The following is a 15,106-nucleotide window of genomic DNA, read 5'->3' as shown; positions in this document are numbered from 1 at the left end:
GGACGGGTCAGCGGCGGCCACGGGCCTGCTGGAAGCGGGCCAGGCCCGCGTCCAGGTCCACGATCGGGTCGGGGTAGTCCAGCCGGGCCCGCTCGGTCTTCGGCAGCCGCCACGGCGTATGGACGCGGGCCCCGGGGACCTCGGCCAGTTCCGGGACCCAGCGGCGCACATACGCGCCGTCCGGGTCGAAGCGCCGGGCCTGGGCGAGCGGGTTGAGGACCCGGTTGGGGCGGGTGTCGGTGCCGGTGCCCGCGACCCACTGCCAGTTGAGCTGGTTGTTCGCCATGTCGCCGTCGACCAGCAGCTCCAGGAAGTGCCGGGCGCCGATCCGCCAGTCCACGTACAGCGTCTTGGTGAGAAAGCTCGCCACCAGCAGCCGCGCCCGGTTGTGCATCCATCCCTCCTGGCGCAGCTGCCGCATCCCGGCGTCGACCAGCGGATAGCCGGTGCGGCCGGCCTTCCAGGCGGCGATCTCCGCGTCGTCCGCCCGCCACCGGTCGCCCCGGTCCCGGTAGTCCGTGCGCGCGGCGTCCGGCCGGGCGGCCAGCACCTGGTAGTGGAAGTCGCGCCAGGCGAGCTGCCGTACGAAGGCGTCGGCGCCCGCGCCGCCCTCCTCCTTGACCCGATGCACCAGCTCCACCGGGGACAGGCAGCCGAAGTGCAGATACGGGGAGAGCCGGGAGGTGGCGTCGCCCGCCAGATCGTCATGGCGGTCGGCGTACTGGCCAAGGCCCGACCGCCGCCAGGCGAGGAACCGGCGGCGGCCCGCCCGCTCCCCGCCCTCGGGCAGCCCGGGGGCGGGGCTGCCCGCCGCGAGCGAGGTGACCGCCGACACCGGCTCGGACCGCAGACCGGGCAGCTCGGGCACGCGCACCGCGCGCGGGGCGGCCAGCGGCGTCCTGCGCTCGGCCCGCTGCCACGCGCGGAAGTACGGGGTGAAGACGGCGAAGTGGTCCTTGCCCGCCGGAACCACCTCGCCCGGTTCGACCGCCGTGATCACCGCGCCATGCACCCGCAGTCGCCGCCCGTCCGCCTCCAGCGCCTCACGCAGCCGCGCCTCGCGCCGGCCGGCATAGGCGCTCACCCCGCCCGCGATATGCACCTCGTCCGCGTCCGTGCGCTCCGCGGCCCGGCGGATCTCCGTGACCGGATCACCCGTGACGACCATCAGCCGCCCGCCGCGCTCCCGCAGCCCCGCGTCCAGGTCGGCCAGGGCGTCCGCCAGGAACGCCACCCGGTTGGGGGCGGCGAACCCCGTCTTCGCCAGCCGCCGGTCCACGACGAACAGCGGCACCACCCGTTCGGCGGAGCGCAGCGCGGCGTGCAGCACCGGGTTGTCGTGCAGCCGCAGATCGGAGGTGAAGACGGCGATCGAGGTGCTCATCCCTCCTGCCTACACCCCCTCACCCGGAGGGGAAGGTCAGCAGGGCGAGCGGATCGCTGGTCGGCGCCTTCGACCCCCCGGAGGGCTCAACGGTCAGCCCCATGGCCGAGGCCTTGCCGACCGGGCCGCTCAGCAGCGCCGCCGTGCCCCCGCCGGAGGAGTCCATCAGCCCGGCCGAGCGCATGGTGCCGTCGTCGCTGAACCACAGCTGGTACACCCGTCCCGACGGTGGCTTCGGCAGCCCGGAGGTGAGGAACGCCGCCTTGTCCAGGCCCCGCGAGACCACGACCGTGCCCGTCGCGCCGCCCGTCAGCCTGCCGCTGCGGCTGTGCGCGTCCGGCGCGGCCAGCACCCGGGTCAGCTCCTGCACCTCCGCCACCCGCTGCTCGGAGCGACGGGCCGTATCGCGGGCGTCGGACGCCTGCTGGTGCTGCCACACCGCGACCCCGCCGAGGGCGGCGGCCCCGGCCAGACAGGCCGCGAGCACAAAGCTCTGCGCCCGTCGGCCGCCGCGCCGCCGGGGGCCCGCATGGGATTCCCGCCCCTCCCGCGCCGCCACCCGCGGGGGCTCCTGACGGACGGTGGCGATACGCCGCATCACCTCGTCCTTCATCAGCGGGGACGGCGTCAGGGCCGTGGCCACCCCCAGCTTCGCCGATGCCTCCCGCAGCTCCCGGACCTCATGACGGCAAGGATCACAAACGGCCAGATGTCGCTCGAACTCGCTCAACTCCCGGCCCGACAGGGCGTGCACCGCGTACGCTCCGGTCAAGGTGTGCAGATCCGCTCTGGTCATGCGCCGACCCCCATGCAGTCCCGGAGCCGGATGAGCCCGTCCCGGAGTCTGGTCTTCACGGTCCCGAGCGGCAGCGACAGCAACTCCGCCACCTCACGGTAGGTGCGGCCCCGGTAGTAGGCGAGCGTGACCGACTGGCGTTGCAGCTCGGTCAGCGTCCGCATGCACCGGCGCACTTGTTCGCGCTCGAGTCTGGCTTCCACCTGCTCGGTCACCTCGTCGAACGCCGGGGTGCGGGCCAGCAGCGCGGCGCGCTCCTCGCGGTCCGAGGCGGCCTGCGCCGAGCGCACCCGGTCCACGGCGCGCCGATGGGCCAGCGTCATGATCCAGCCCATGGCGCTGCCCCGGCCCGGTTCGAACCGGGCGGCGGACCGCCAGACCTCGACCAACACCTCCTGGGTGACCTCTTCGGCCTGGGCCGGATCGCGCAGCAGACTGCGCGTCAGTCCGAGGACGGGCCCGCTGACGGCGTCGTAGAGAGCGCTGAACGCGCTCTGGTCCCCTCGGGCCACCATCTGCAGCAACCCCTCGAGGTCCGGGCCGCGCGCGGCCGGTCCGCCGATGTACACGGGTTCTCTCACAAGCCGTCCTTCCGGATGAGCGATGCGGCGCACACGCAGGTGTCGTACCTCATTCGTCGCCCGGACGGAAACGGATTGGTCAACCTGCTCCGAACACGCGCAGCTTCCCCCGCCGGCGTGGCCCCGCTGACGTGGCCCGGAACGCTGAGGCTTGCCGGTTCGGCAACAATGTTTGGCATTCCGTGCCCCCACCGTGGACGCTCGGCGTCATGACCGAACACACCGAGCGCCACATGACATCCGGCGCCCACGCCCACCACCACGACCCCGACCGGGACTGGGACGCCTTCGCCCCGCTGCTCGAGGCGGACGCCACGCTCGATGCCCCGGCCCACACCCAGGCCGCGGACTGGTTGCGCGAGCGGACCGGGACGGTGCGGCGAGTCCTCGACGTGGGCAGCGGCGTCGGCGTCGTCGCCTGTCTGCTCGCCCGCACCTTCCCGGACGCCGAGGTGGTCGCCGTGGACGGTACCCAGGCGCTGCTGGACCGGGTCCGCGCCCGCGCCGAGCGGCTCGGGCTCGCCGACCGCGTCACCACCCGGCTGGCCGAACTGCCCCACGGTCTGGAGGCGGTGGGCGGCGCGGATCTGATCTGGACCAGCAAAACCGTGCACCATCTGCCCGATCAGCAGGGCGCCGTCCGCGATCTGGCCCGTACGCTGCGCCCCGGCGGGCTGCTCGCCATCGCCGAGGGCGGGCTGCCGTCGCGCTGTCTGCCCCGTGACGTGGGGTCGGGCCGCCCCGATCTGCAGGCCCGGCTCGACGTGGCGATGGGGGAGAGGTTCGCCGAGATGCGGGCCGCGCTGCCGGACACCGGGCAGATCGTCGAGGACTGGCCCGCGATGCTCACCGCGGCCGGGCTCACCGATGTCGCCAGCCGCACCTTCCTGGTCGATCTGCCCGCCCCGCTCGACGCCGCGACCCGCGAGGCGCTGCGGACCCAGCTCGCCCACCGGCGCGAGGCCGCCGCCGACCGTCTCGACGACGGCGACCTCGCCGCGCTCGACCGGCTGGTCGACCCGGATAACCGGGCGGGGCTCCTGCACCGGCCCGACGTCTTCCTGCTGAGCGCGCAGACCTTCCACACGGCGGTGCGGGCCGCCGGGTGAGGCGGCGTCAGCCGGTGGAGAGGGTGAGGCCGTACGCCTGGAGGATCGGGTTCACCGGCTGGTAGTACGTCGTACCGCCGGTGGTGCAGTTCCCGGAGCCGCCCGAGGTCACGCCCTGGGCCTCGCTGCCGGAGATGAAGGAGCCGCCGGAGTCGCCGGGCTCGGCGCAGGCGCTGGTCCGCGTCATGCCCCGGACGGTGCCCTCCTGGTACCGCACGCTGGTGTCGTGCTGCTGGATGATGCCGCAGTGCCAGCCGGTGGTCGAGCCCGAGCGGCAGACGGACGAGCCCACCGGCGCCTGCTGGGAGCCGGTGACGGTCACGTTGGCGCTGTCGGGGCCGATCACCCAGGGCTGCGTCGTCCAGTCGGCGTTGGTGCCCACCCACGCGTAGTCGTTGCCGGGGAAGGTCGCCCCCTGGACGACGCCCTGGTCGACCCGGTTGAAGCCGGTGGTGGTCGCGCCCGCCGAGCCGCAGTGGCCGGCGGTGACGAAGCCGCCCCGGTCGCCCTGGGTCACCGGGAAGCCGATCGAGCAACGGGCGCTGGCGTTGATGTAGTACGCCTCGCCGCCCCGCAGGTCGTGCAGCGGGCGCGGCCGCTCGGCCGACTCCACGACCCGTACGACATCGCGGTCCGCGCCGCTCGCGGCGACGAACGCCGCCGCCTCGGTCGGCTTGGCCGACTGCACCACGACGCTGTTGGACTTGAGGTCGACGTACCACGCGGACGCGACGTCGGTCGCCGGGGCGCGCTGCGCGGCCGTCCGGTCCAGCGCTTCCCTGGCGTCGGTGAGGGAGGTGAGGCTGTGGCGGACGACCTCGGCCTTGGCTCCGCCGGCCGTGATGGTGCCGCTCTGGTCCTTGTCGGTGGTGGCGACGGTGAGCTCGGCGGTGTTGCCGGACACCCATGTGCCGCCGTAGCTGCGGCCCAGGCTCTTGCGCAGCCCCGGTTCGGCGGCCCCCGCCCGGTATTCGTTGTTGAGCCGCGTCTTCGCCTCTTCGGCCGTAATGCCCAGGTCGCGCTGCATGGAGGCGAGCATCTCGGGCGGCACCTCCCTCCGGGGACCGGTGGTGGGTCCGCCGGGGTCGGCCGCCGCGGGTATGCCAGTGCTTAGGAAGAGGGCGGCTATGGCCACGGTGCACCCGGCGGCCAGCTCAAGGCCGTAACTGCGTCTGCGGGGCATCTTCTGTCTCCTCGGACTTGGGGGGCTGTCACTCTGCGTGCCCGTATGAGCGCCAAGCGTAATTGCCGTGGACGTGCCCCGCTCGGCGGAAGCGGGAGCCCCCCAGGGCCCGGACATGCGTCCGCCCCGCCGCGTGAAAACGCGGCGGGGCGGAGGAGTCAGGCGGTCAGACCATGTTGAACGTGTCGGGGTCCGGGCCCAGCCGGTCGCCCGAGTCCATGGCGCCGATGGCGGAGAGGTCCTCGGCGTCCAGCTCGAAGTCGAAGATGTCGATGTTCTCCTTGATCCGGGACGGGGTCACGGACTTCGGGATGGCGACATTGCCGAGCTCGATGTGCCAGCGCAGCACCACCTGGGCCGGCGACGTGCCGTACTTGGCGGCGATGGCCGCCAGCTTCGGGTCCTCCAGCAGCCCCTTGCCCTGGCCGAGCGGGGACCACGCCTCGGTGACGATGTTGTGCCGGGAGTTGAAGGCGCGCAGCTCCGCCTGCTGGAGATGCGGGTGCAGCTCGACCTGGTCGACCGCCGGGGCGACCGAGGTCTCGGAGAGCAGCCGCTGGATATGGGCCGGGTGGAAGTTGGAGACCCCGATGGCCTTGGCGCGGCCCTCGGCGTAGATCTTCTCGAAGGCCTTCCAGGTCTCCACGTACTTGTCGACCCCGGGCACCGGCCAGTGGATCAGGTACAGATCCACATGGTCCAGGCCGAGCTTGGTCAGGGAGGTGTCGAAGGCACGCAGGGTGGAGTCGTAGCCCTGGTCGGAGTTCCAGAGCTTGGTCGTCACGAACAGCTCGTCGCGCGCGATGCCCGACGCGGCGAGCGCCTTCCCCACGCCCTCCTCGTTCTCGTAGGCGGCGGCGGTGTCGATGCTGCGGTACCCGGCCTCCAGCGCGTTGCGCACGGCGACCTGCGCCTCGTCGTCGGGGATCTGCCACACGCCGAAGCCGAGCTGCGGCATCCGAACGCCGTTGTTGAGGGTGATGAAGGGGACCTTGCTCACGAGCGGTCGATCCTTACGTCGGAATGCGGATACGTGCTACCCCAAGGTCAACGATCAAGAGAGGCCACGCATTCCCGGCCGCCGCCGCCGGATCCCGGCTGGGGGCGAACCCAAGGGCGCATCTGCCGTTCGAGCCTCCGGGCGCCTGGTTTCTCCGGCTGGGGGCACCTCCCAGCGGTAGCGGACAACTCCCGGCCGCCCTGGCCGCCCCGGCCGCCCCGGCCCGCCCCGGCCGTCTTGGGCGCCTTGGGCGTCCTTGTCGTCCACCCTTCCCCAGGCCGCCCGTCTGCCGTCTGCCCGTCCCTACCGTGGCGCCGTGAGCCGCAGCGGCTCCGGCAGCTCCGACCGGAAGCGGTGCAGGGTGTGCCCCTCGCGCACCGTCGCCCCCACCGCGCACGCCGCCCGGCTGACCGCCGCGCGCGGCGCCCGTACGACCATGGCCAGCCGGTACGTACCGCCGATCCGCACCGCGCGGGTGTGCCGCAGCTCCCAGCTCGGATCCGAGCGCAGCTCCCGGCGCGCCTCCAGACAGACCCGCTCGCCGGGCGCCACGCCGTGGCCGCCGCCCAGGAACCCCAGCCGGGGGCCGAGGTGGGCCGGGCGGTCCGCCGCCGTCCCGCCGGCCTCCTCGGTCAGCTGCCGGGGTGTCATGGACCAGGCCACCGGCTGGAAGGCGGTGGTGCCCCGCTGGACCGGCTCGGCCGTCAGAGTGAGATCGAGGTTGACCGTGTGCAGCGCGGGGTCCGGCGCGTCCCGGGTGCAGGTCACCGACAGATGCAGCAGATGGTAGGCGGCGCAGTTGGCCTCGGCCTCCAGGAAGGCCCTCAGCTCCGGATCGGGGCCGACGAGCTCCGGCGTCACCGGGACGGCCACCGGCCCGCCCAGGACGACGCGCCCAGCCAGCGTCGGCCCGTACGGCAGGGGTGTCTCCTCGGAGACCAGTGCCAGTTCGCGTTCGGGAAGTTCGGGGAGAATGACATCGATCATTGCGATGCCCCCTTCGCGGCTCAGGTCGTGCTCACGAGTCGTGCGTGAGCGTCGCTCAGGCGTGGTACAGCGCCTCCACCTCGACGGCGTACGCCCGTTCGATGGCCTTGCGCTTCAATTTGAGCGACGGCGTCAGCAGACCATGCTCCTCCGAGAACTGCGCGGCAAGTATCCGGAACGTACGAATCGACTCGGCCTGGGAGACCAGTGTGTTGGCCGCGACCACCGCCCGCCGGATCTCCCTCTCCAGATCCGGGTCCCGGACCAGCTCGCCGGCCGGCAGGTTCGGCTTGCCGCGCATCGTCAGCCAGTGCGAGACCCCCTCCGGGTCGAGCGTCACCAGCGCCGCGATGTACGGGCGGTCGTTGCCGACCACGATGCACTGCGCGACCAGCGGATGCGCCCTGACGCGCTCCTCCAGGGGGACCGGCGAGATGGTCTTGCCGCCGGAGGTCACCAGGATCTCCTTCTTCCGCCCGGTGATGGTGAGATAGCCGTCGTCGTCCAGCGTGCCCAGGTCACCCGTGGCGAGCCAGCCGTCGCGCAGCACCCCGTCGGTCGCCTTGGGGTCGTTGTGATAGCCGGCGAAGACCTGGCCGCCGCGCAGCCACACCTCCCCGTCGTCGGCGATGTGCACGGTGGTGCCGGGGATCGGCACCCCGACCGTGCCGTACCGGGTCCGCTCGGGCGGGTTGGCGGTCGCGGCGGCGGCGGACTCGGTGAGGCCGTACCCCTCGTAGATGGTGATGCCCGCGCCCGCGAAGAACAGCCCGAGCCGCCGCTCCATCGCCGAGCCGCCCGACATGGCGTGCCGGATCCGGCCGCCCATCGCCCCGCGCACCTTGCTGTAGACGACCTTGTCGAAGAACTGGTGCTGCATGCGCAGCGAGGCGCCGGGTCCCGGCCCGGTGCCGAACGCCTTGGCCTCCTGGGCCTCCGCGTACCGCACCGCGACATCCACGGCCTTCTCGAACGGCCCGGACCGCCCCTCCGCCTCGGCCTTGCGGCGCGCCGCCGCGAAGACCTTCTCGAAGATGTACGGCACGGCGAGGATGAAGGTCGGCCGGAAGGCCTGGAGGTCGGGCAGGAGCGCGGCCGCCGAGAGATTGGGCTGATGCCCGAGTTTGACCCGGCCGCGGAGGGCGGCGACCTGGACCATCCGGCCGAAGACGTGCGCGAGCGGCAGAAAGAGCAGGGTGGAGGCCTCGTCACCCGGCTTGGAGTGGAAGGCCGTCTCGAACCGTTCGACGACGTTGTCACACTCGGCCATCAGATTGGCGTGAGTGATCACACAGCCCTTGGGGCGGCCGGTGGTGCCCGAGGTGTAGATGATGGTCGCGGGCTGCTCGGGCATCATCGCCATCCGGTGCCGGTGGACGATCTCGTCCTCCACCGACTCCCCGGCCGCGATCAGCTCTTCCAGCGCCCCGGCGTCCAGCTGCCACAGCCGCTCCAGGTACGGCAGCCGGCCGACCACCGAGCCGACCGTCATCGCGTGGTCCTCGTGCTCCACGACGCACGCGGAGACGCCCGCGTCATGCAGCATCCAGAAGACCTGTTCGGCGGAGGAGGTGGGATACAGCGGGACACTCTGGGCACCCAGGGTCCACAGCGCGAAGTCGAACAGCGTCCACTCGTAGCGGGTGCGCGACATGATGGCGACGCGGTCGCCGAACCGTACGCCATGGGCCAGCAGCCCCTTGGCGAGCGCCATCACATGGTCCCGGAACTGGCTCGCGGTCACGTCCTGCCATCGGCCGTCCGCGGTCTTGCGTGCGAGCGCCACGCGGCGCGGGTCGGCATCGGCATAGTCGAAGACGGCATCCGCCAGTCCTCCGGCCTGGGGTGCCGTGGCCATCGGGGGGACGGTGAACTCGCGCAATACCTGCTCCTTGAAGCCGCTCCGCAGCACAGCGCCGTGACCGTACCTGATCCGGGGCCCGATGGGGGAGAGGTGTTTTGTGCCCGGAACGTACGGAATGTGTGCCGGTCAGTGAGGTGAAAGAGGGTCAATCGGGCGTTGCGGAGGCCGGATTACGGTAAGTCTGGTCCCTTGCGGCTCATGTGTGGCTCATATGTAACGACTTTCTGCACGGAATCTCTCCGACGGCGGCACAGGGCCCGCCAAAATCGTGCCGCTCCCTCTGTCCGGCCCGCTCCGGGGCCGGCGTCGGAGCGGGCGGAATCAAGCCATGTGTGTGCCATCACACCGAGCCCCCGCCCGCGTCGCCGTGACCGAGGGAAGACCGTCAAGGGTAGCGGGCGAACGCGTCGGCAGTCGGAGCGGTAGCCGGGATTCCCGATTGCGATGATCAAGGGCACCATGGTCGGGGCCCGTCCGTTTCCTGGGGTCCCGGAAAGAGAGCGCATGCCCAGCCCGCACCGCCCGCACCGCCCGCACCTGCGGAAGATCACCCTCCCCTCCTGGCTCCCCCTGGACGGGTTCATCCTGGGCCTCGTCGGCACCGTGGCGCTCGCCGCGCTCCTGCCCGTCAGCGGCCGGGCCGCCACACTCACCGACACAGCCACCACGGTCGCGGTGGCCCTGCTCTTCTTCCTCTACGGCGCACGGCTCTCCACCCGAGAGGCGCTGGACGGAGTGCGCCACTGGCGGCTCCATCTGACCGTGCTGGCCTGCACCTTCGTGATCTTCCCGGCCCTCGGCCTGGCCGCCCGCGGCCTCGTCCCGTATGCGCTGACCCATCCGCTCTACACCGGGCTGCTCTTTCTGTGCCTGGTGCCCTCCACCATCCAGTCCTCCATCGCCTTCACCTCCATCGCCCGGGGCAATGTCGCCGCCGCGATCTGCGCGGGCTCCTTCTCCAGCCTCGTCGGCGTGATCGCCACCCCGGTGCTGGCCGCACTGCTGCTGGGCGGCAGCGGCGGCGGCTTCTCGGCCGACTCGATACTCAAGATCGCGCTCCAGCTGCTGGCGCCCTTCCTCGCCGGACAGCTGCTGCGCCGCTGGATCGGCGGCCTCATCTCCCGCCACCGGGCAGTGCTGCGCCTGGTCGATCGCGGCTCGATCCTGCTCGTCGTCTACGCCGCCTTCAGCGAGGGCATGACCCGCGGCATCTGGCACCAGGTCACCCCGGCCCGGCTGGCCATCCTCCTTGCCGTCGAGGCGGTGCTGCTCGCGGCGATGCTCTCGCTCACCGCGTACGGCTCACGCAAGCTCGGCTTCGTCCGGGAGGACCGGATCACGATCGTCTTCGCGGGATCGAAGAAGAGCCTCGCGGCCGGCCTGCCGATGGCGAGCGTGCTCTTCGGCGCCCAGGCGAGCCTGGCGGTCCTGCCGCTGATGCTCTTCCACCAGCTGCAGCTGATGGTGTGCGCGGTGCTGGCCCGGCGCTTCGCGGCGCGGGCGCCGGAGCCGGGCTCCGATCCTGCGTCGGGCGCCTCGGAGGCGGAAGCGGGCGAGCTCAGCTCCCGTCAGCCGGCTTACGGGCGATGAGAGAGGCCTGAGGGGTCTTCTCGTCCCGCTCGGGCTCGCGCTGTGCCCGCGCGCGCACCTGCAGCCCCGCCTCGTCCAGCAACGTGGCGATACGGTCCGGCTGCCAGCGGCGGAAGGTCAGCGCCACCTCATGCCCGAAGGCCTCCGTGTAGTGCACCGGCTCGTCCCCGACCTGGAACGCGACCAGCACATGGCCACCCGGCGCCAGCACCCGGTGGAACTCGGCGAACACCTCCGGCAGCCGCTCCGCCGGGACATGGATCGTCGAGTACCAGGCCACGACGGCCGCGAGCGCCCCGTCCGCCGCGTCCAGGGCCAGCATCGACCCCTCCTCGAACCGCAGGCCCGGATGTTCCCGCCGGGCCAGCGCGACCATCCGCGGCGACAGATCGACCCCGTGCACGGACAGTCCGAGCCCCCGCAGATGCGCCGTCACCAGCCCCGGCCCACACCCCACATCCACCACCGGCCCGCCCCCGGTCTCCCGCACCATCTCCGCGAACCCGGCGAGCACCGCCCGGTCCAGCGACTGGGCCTCCAGCACGTCACGGAAGTGCTCGGCGTAGTCGGCGGCCATGGCGTTGTAGGAGTCGCGCGTGCTCCGCAGAAAGTCGGTTTCGGTCACGGTGGCATACCTTAGTCCGGCCTCGTTGTCAGGGACCCCTCTATGTCCCACGCCGGATACAACCCGGGCAATGTCGGTGACGTGGACTTCGAGACGGCCAGGAGCGGGCGAGCCTCATCACCCCCGTGCCGGGCGGCGTCGGGCCCATGACCATCGCCGTCTGCTCGCGCAGACGGTCGAAGCCGCCGCCCGGCAACTCGGCCTAAGCGGTTACGACGAAGTCAAGTGCTGATCCTTCTCGGCGTCCAAGCCCTCGGCCAGGCCGAACGGCGAGGGATCAGCGGCGAACTTCACCGCATCCGCTTAGCCGCCGGATGAGCGTACGCGGTCCAGCGGGAGGCGTACGAGGACGCCCGAACCATGGTGGTCGAGCGGGGCGTTGAACTCACGGACGCGGCGCAGTTCGGTATCGGTGAGGGCGCGGGAATAGAGGCGGAACTCGTCCAGGCCGCCCGTCATATGGGAGCGGCTGTCGACCGCCTGGCCGAGATGGAGCCCGAACGGCGCGGTGCGACTGACGGTGCCAGGGACATCGGGGGCGGTGGCGGGGGTGCCGCCGTCCACCGTGAGGGAGAGCCGGCCGCCGCTGCGGATCAGGGCGATGTGATGCCACTGGCCGTCGTTGTACGCGGCGTTGGTGGACACGGACGCGCTGGTGAAGGTGGCGAAGCCATTGACCGTGGTGATCAGCGCCCGGATGCGGTTGCCGGCCGGCTCGCCGCGCAGCCAGACCTGTGGCTGTTTGGTGCCGATGCCGCCCATCCAGAGGAACGGATGCTGACCGGAGGCGGCGGTGTAGCGGAACCACATGCTGACGGTGAAGTCGTGGGTGCCGAGCGGCAGGTCGGCCCGGTACGGGACGCGCACGGCATCGTCCGTGCCGTCGAAGGCCAGACCGTTGCCGAAGCGGCCCTCGGTGCGCGCCGCGCCGCCGAGGACCGTCGCGGAGCGGGCGCCGGGTGCGCGGTCGTCGGTGGTGGGGCCGGGTGCGCGGCGGTCGCCCAGCCAGTCCTCGGTGAAGCGGGCGAAGCGGATCTCGTCGCGGGCGTCGACCGCGCCGCCCTCGTACAGCAGCCCGACCGTGTCGTGGGAGATCGCGGCCATGTCCGAGTAGCCGGACCAGTCGGTGGTCACCACCTTGCCGCGGTCGACACCCTCCCAGCCGCGCGCCTCGTTCCAGGAGGAGCGGATCATCATGGTGCGGCGGCGGTCGGGGTCGGCGGGGGCGGAGAAGAGGAGCCGGCTGTAGCCGTCGCGGTCCGGGTCGCGCAGCCGCAGGATCGACCCCTGCACCTGCGGGGTGGGCAGATCGGGGAGGGTACGGAAGGGCGCGGTGAAGCTCTCCCCGCCGTCGCGGCTGATGGCGTAGTCGCGGTGGCCGAGGTCGGTTCCGTCCTGCTCGCGCCCGTTGACGTAGATCGATCCGTCGGCGCGCTCCACCAGCGTCATCTCGGACGGCTTCTGTCGGAAGGTGCCGTCGTCGGCGATCGGGAAGGTGTCCACCGCGCCGAGGTGCCAGCGGTTGCCGCCGTCGTCGCTGTAGGCGAGGGCGGCATGGTTGTCGGTGACGCGACCGCCGCGGTAGCTCTCGGTGTTGATGGTGAAGATCATCCGGCCCTTGTGCCGACCGTGCCGGAGCTGAATGCCGTGGACGGGCCCGGTGGCGTACCAGGAATTCCAGTGCGGCGGGAGGAGGGCGGGGCTCAGATCGCGCGGGGCCGACCAGGTGGCGCCGTCGTCGTCGCTGTACTGGAGGTGCGGGGTGCGGTCACAGGGGACCTGGCAGCTCTGCGCGTCGTCGCGGCCCGTGTTGTACGTGCTGGCGAGCACGATGCGGCCGGTGCGCATGTCCACGATGGGCGCGGGGTTCCCGTGGGTGTCGCCGTCACCCTTGTCGATCACCTGGAGCGGGCCCCAGGTGCGGCCGCCGTCGGTGGAGCGCTTGAGGACGATGTCGATGTTCCCGGCGTCGCCACAGTTCTCCACCCGGCCCTCGGCGAAGGCGAGGAGCGTGCCGTCCTTGGACGTGAGGATTGCCGGGATCCGGAAGCAGGAGTACCCCTCGTCCTGGGCAGACTTGAAGAGGACGCGCTGGTCGAATCCGGAGTCGGGGCCGGGGCCGGGGCTGGGGTCGGGGGCGGGGCTGGGGTCGGAGGCGGAAACGGTACGCGCCGCGGACGCGGAGGAATCCGTGTCCGCGGCCCGTACCGGAAACGGAATCAGGGCCAGCGCCGCGGTGGCGAGAAGCACCGACGCGTGGCGCCGCCATGGTCTGGTGCGGGGGCCTGTGCGGAGAACTGACGCCATGGTCACGACCTGCCCTTCAGACTGCGCCTCAGAGGCATCCGGACATCACCGACAAGAGATCAACGACAAGACATCAAGACATCCCACGTCTTACCGATGACTGCGGCAGAAGTGTCTCGTCCGGCGGTCGCCGGAGACAAGGACCGTGCGTCATATCGAGGTGGCACCAGGACGGTTGGGGAGCGCCGTCACCGACCGTTCCATGACGACGGCGACCCGGTCCTCCGGGCCGATGCCGCGGCCGAGGGTATGAGCACGACCTTCCCGAGGCCGAGGAGCCCCGGACCGTGGCCGAGGCGCCCCGGGCCGTGGCCGAGGAGCCCCGGGCCGTCAGGCCGAGGCGTCCCGGACCGTGGCCGAGGAGCTGCTGTCCACGACCAAGTCGGTGCCGACGACGGCCGAGGAGCCCCCGGACCGTCAGGCCGAGGCGTCCCGGACCGTGGCCGAGGAGCTGCTGTCCACGACCAGGTCGGTGCCGACGACGGCCGAGGAGCCCCCGGACCATCAGGCCGAGGCGCCCCGGACCGTCAGGCCGAGGAGCCGCTGCCCACGACCAGGTCGGTGCCGACGACCTGGCCCGCCCGCCGTAGCGGTCGGCGAGACGCCCGCCGAACAGCGGCAGCCCAGCGAAGGTCGGTCCGTAGGCGGCGCTGAGCAGGACGAGCGCCGTGCAGCGGGCGGACCGGCGTCAGGCCCCGCCGATCGCTGTCCGCAGACCGAGCCGGTGCTCACCCGCGTACACGTTCATCGAGGTGCCGCGCAGAAAGCCGACCAGCGTCAGACCCGTCTCCGCCGCCAGATCCACGGCCAGCGAGGACGGCGCCGAGACGGCCGCCAGCACGGGGATCCCGGCCATCACCGCCTTCTGCGCCAGTTCGAAGGAGGCGCGGCCGGAGACCAGAAGGACCGCCCCGGACAGCGGCAGCAACCCCTGCTGGAGAGCCCTTCCGACCAGCTTGTCCACCGCGTTGTGCCGGCCCACGTCCTCCCGCACGTCCAGCAGCTCGCCGGCCGAGGTGAACAGCGCCGCCGCGTGCAGACCCCCGGTCCGGTCGAAGACGCGCTGCGCCGCGCGCAGCCGGTCGGGGAGGGCGGCCAGCGTCTCCGGATCGATCCGGACCGGGCTGTTTTCGCCGCCCTCGCCTTCCTCGCCGTCGAGCGCCCAGCGCGCCGTCGTCCGCACCGCGTCCAGGCTGGACTTCCCGCACAGCCCGCACGACGACGTCGTATAGACGTTGCGCTCCAGGGTGATGTCGGGGACGGCGACGCCGGGGGCCAGCTTCACGTCCACCACGTTGTAGGTGTTGGAGCCGTCCTCGGTCGCGCCCGCGCAGTAGACGATGTTCGCCAGCTCGTCCGCGTGTCCGAGGACGCCTTCGCTCACCAGGAAACCGGCGGCGAGCGCGAAATCGTCCCCCGGTGTGCGCATGGTGATCGCCAGCGGTCTGCCGTTCAGCCGGATCTCGAGCGGCTCCTCCGCCACGAGGGTGTCCGGACGCGTGCTGACCGCGCCGTCCCGGACGCGGATGACGCGGCGTCGCTCGGTGACCCGTCCCATGTCGATCAGTCCTCTGTGCGGTGGTTCTGTACGTGGATCTCATTGTCCCGCATACGGAGACTCTGTCTCAGCCCGTGAAGAGCTGCGTGGCCTTGCGGACGAGCTCATAGACCCCGTAGCCG

General features: G+C 71.9%; 12 protein-coding genes and 1 pseudogene. 3 read left to right on the top strand and 10 right to left on the bottom strand.

Annotated elements, in window-relative coordinates; translation table 11 throughout:
* Positions 1-7: 7 nt before the first annotated feature.
* The 3 genes from ABZU99_RS08655 to ABZU99_RS08645 are packed head-to-tail and all read right to left on the bottom strand — an operon-like array spanning position 8 to position 2,761.
* The gene (locus ABZU99_RS08655; protein WP_355944586.1) at positions 8-1,384 is read right to left on the bottom strand and encodes a deoxyribodipyrimidine photo-lyase; all 1,377 of its coding nucleotides are present in this window, start codon (positions 1,382-1,384) and stop codon (positions 8-10) included.
* A 19-nt stretch (positions 1,385-1,403) separates the two neighbouring features.
* Positions 1,404-2,180: an anti-sigma factor gene (locus ABZU99_RS08650; RefSeq protein WP_355944584.1), complete on the bottom strand. Its 777-nt coding sequence runs from the start codon at positions 2,178-2,180 to the stop codon at positions 1,404-1,406.
* Entirely contained in the window at positions 2,177-2,761 is a 585-nt protein-coding gene (locus ABZU99_RS08645) for a sigma-70 family RNA polymerase sigma factor (protein ID WP_355944582.1), read from the bottom strand. The genes ABZU99_RS08650 and ABZU99_RS08645 overlap by 4 nt, the downstream gene beginning before the upstream one ends.
* Positions 2,762-2,970: 209 nt before the next feature.
* On the opposite strand from ABZU99_RS08645, the gene ABZU99_RS08640 reads away from it, so the two are divergent.
* The gene (locus tag ABZU99_RS08640) at positions 2,971-3,870 is read left to right on the top strand and encodes a methyltransferase domain-containing protein (RefSeq protein ID WP_355944580.1); all 900 of its coding nucleotides are present in this window, start codon (positions 2,971-2,973) and stop codon (positions 3,868-3,870) included.
* Positions 3,871-3,877: 7 nt separating this feature from the next.
* Here the strand turns inward: ABZU99_RS08640 and ABZU99_RS08635 are convergent, their stop codons facing one another.
* The 4 genes from ABZU99_RS08635 to ABZU99_RS08620 all read right to left on the bottom strand — a co-directional run bounded on the left by ABZU99_RS08635 (position 3,878) and on the right by ABZU99_RS08620 (position 8,898).
* Positions 3,878-5,053 carry a S1 family peptidase gene (locus ABZU99_RS08635; RefSeq protein WP_355944579.1) on the bottom strand — a complete coding sequence of 392 codons (1,176 nt, stop codon included), beginning with the start codon at positions 5,051-5,053 and terminating at the stop codon, positions 3,878-3,880.
* A 166-nt stretch (positions 5,054-5,219) separates the two neighbouring features.
* Positions 5,220-6,053, bottom strand: coding sequence for an aldo/keto reductase (locus tag ABZU99_RS08630; protein WP_355944577.1), 834 nt, complete (start codon positions 6,051-6,053; stop codon positions 5,220-5,222).
* A 303-nt stretch (positions 6,054-6,356) separates the two neighbouring features.
* Positions 6,357-7,040, bottom strand: coding sequence for a hypothetical protein (locus ABZU99_RS08625; protein ID WP_355944575.1), 684 nt, complete (start codon positions 7,038-7,040; stop codon positions 6,357-6,359).
* A gap of 55 nt (positions 7,041-7,095) precedes the next feature.
* On the bottom strand, positions 7,096-8,898 hold the full coding sequence (locus ABZU99_RS08620) for an AMP-binding protein (RefSeq protein WP_355944573.1): 1,803 nt from the start codon (positions 8,896-8,898) through the stop codon (positions 7,096-7,098).
* Between the two features lie 510 nt (positions 8,899-9,408).
* On the opposite strand from ABZU99_RS08620, the gene ABZU99_RS08615 reads away from it, so the two are divergent.
* The gene (locus ABZU99_RS08615; protein ID WP_355944571.1) at positions 9,409-10,494 is read left to right on the top strand and encodes a bile acid:sodium symporter family protein; all 1,086 of its coding nucleotides are present in this window, start codon (positions 9,409-9,411) and stop codon (positions 10,492-10,494) included.
* Here the strand turns inward: ABZU99_RS08615 and ABZU99_RS08610 are convergent.
* A complete protein-coding gene (locus ABZU99_RS08610; protein ID WP_355944569.1) occupies positions 10,463-11,119 on the bottom strand; it encodes a class I SAM-dependent methyltransferase in 657 nt (218 codons plus the stop codon). The genes ABZU99_RS08615 and ABZU99_RS08610 overlap by 32 nt on opposite strands.
* Before the next feature lie 51 nt (positions 11,120-11,170).
* On the opposite strand from ABZU99_RS08610, the pseudogene ABZU99_RS08605 reads away from it, so the two are divergent.
* Positions 11,171-11,351, top strand: a pseudogene (locus ABZU99_RS08605) (hypothetical protein); the annotation flags it as partial.
* Positions 11,352-11,422: 71 nt separating this feature from the next.
* On the opposite strand, the gene ABZU99_RS08600 reads toward ABZU99_RS08605, so the two are convergent.
* Together ABZU99_RS08600 and fdhD are read right to left on the bottom strand one after the other, a co-directional pair.
* The gene (locus ABZU99_RS08600; protein ID WP_355944567.1) at positions 11,423-13,426 is read right to left on the bottom strand and encodes a sialidase family protein; all 2,004 of its coding nucleotides are present in this window, start codon (positions 13,424-13,426) and stop codon (positions 11,423-11,425) included.
* Between the two features lie 688 nt (positions 13,427-14,114).
* Positions 14,115-14,984, bottom strand: a complete 870-nt coding sequence (gene fdhD / locus ABZU99_RS08595; protein ID WP_355944565.1) for a formate dehydrogenase accessory sulfurtransferase FdhD — start codon at positions 14,982-14,984, stop codon at positions 14,115-14,117.
* Between the last annotated feature and the right edge of the window lie 122 nt (positions 14,985-15,106).

Source organism: Streptomyces sp. NPDC005266 (genome assembly GCF_040607655.1).
Classification (GTDB): domain Bacteria; phylum Actinomycetota; class Actinomycetes; order Streptomycetales; family Streptomycetaceae; genus Streptomyces.
This window is presented reverse-complemented; position numbering and strand designations above follow the sequence as displayed.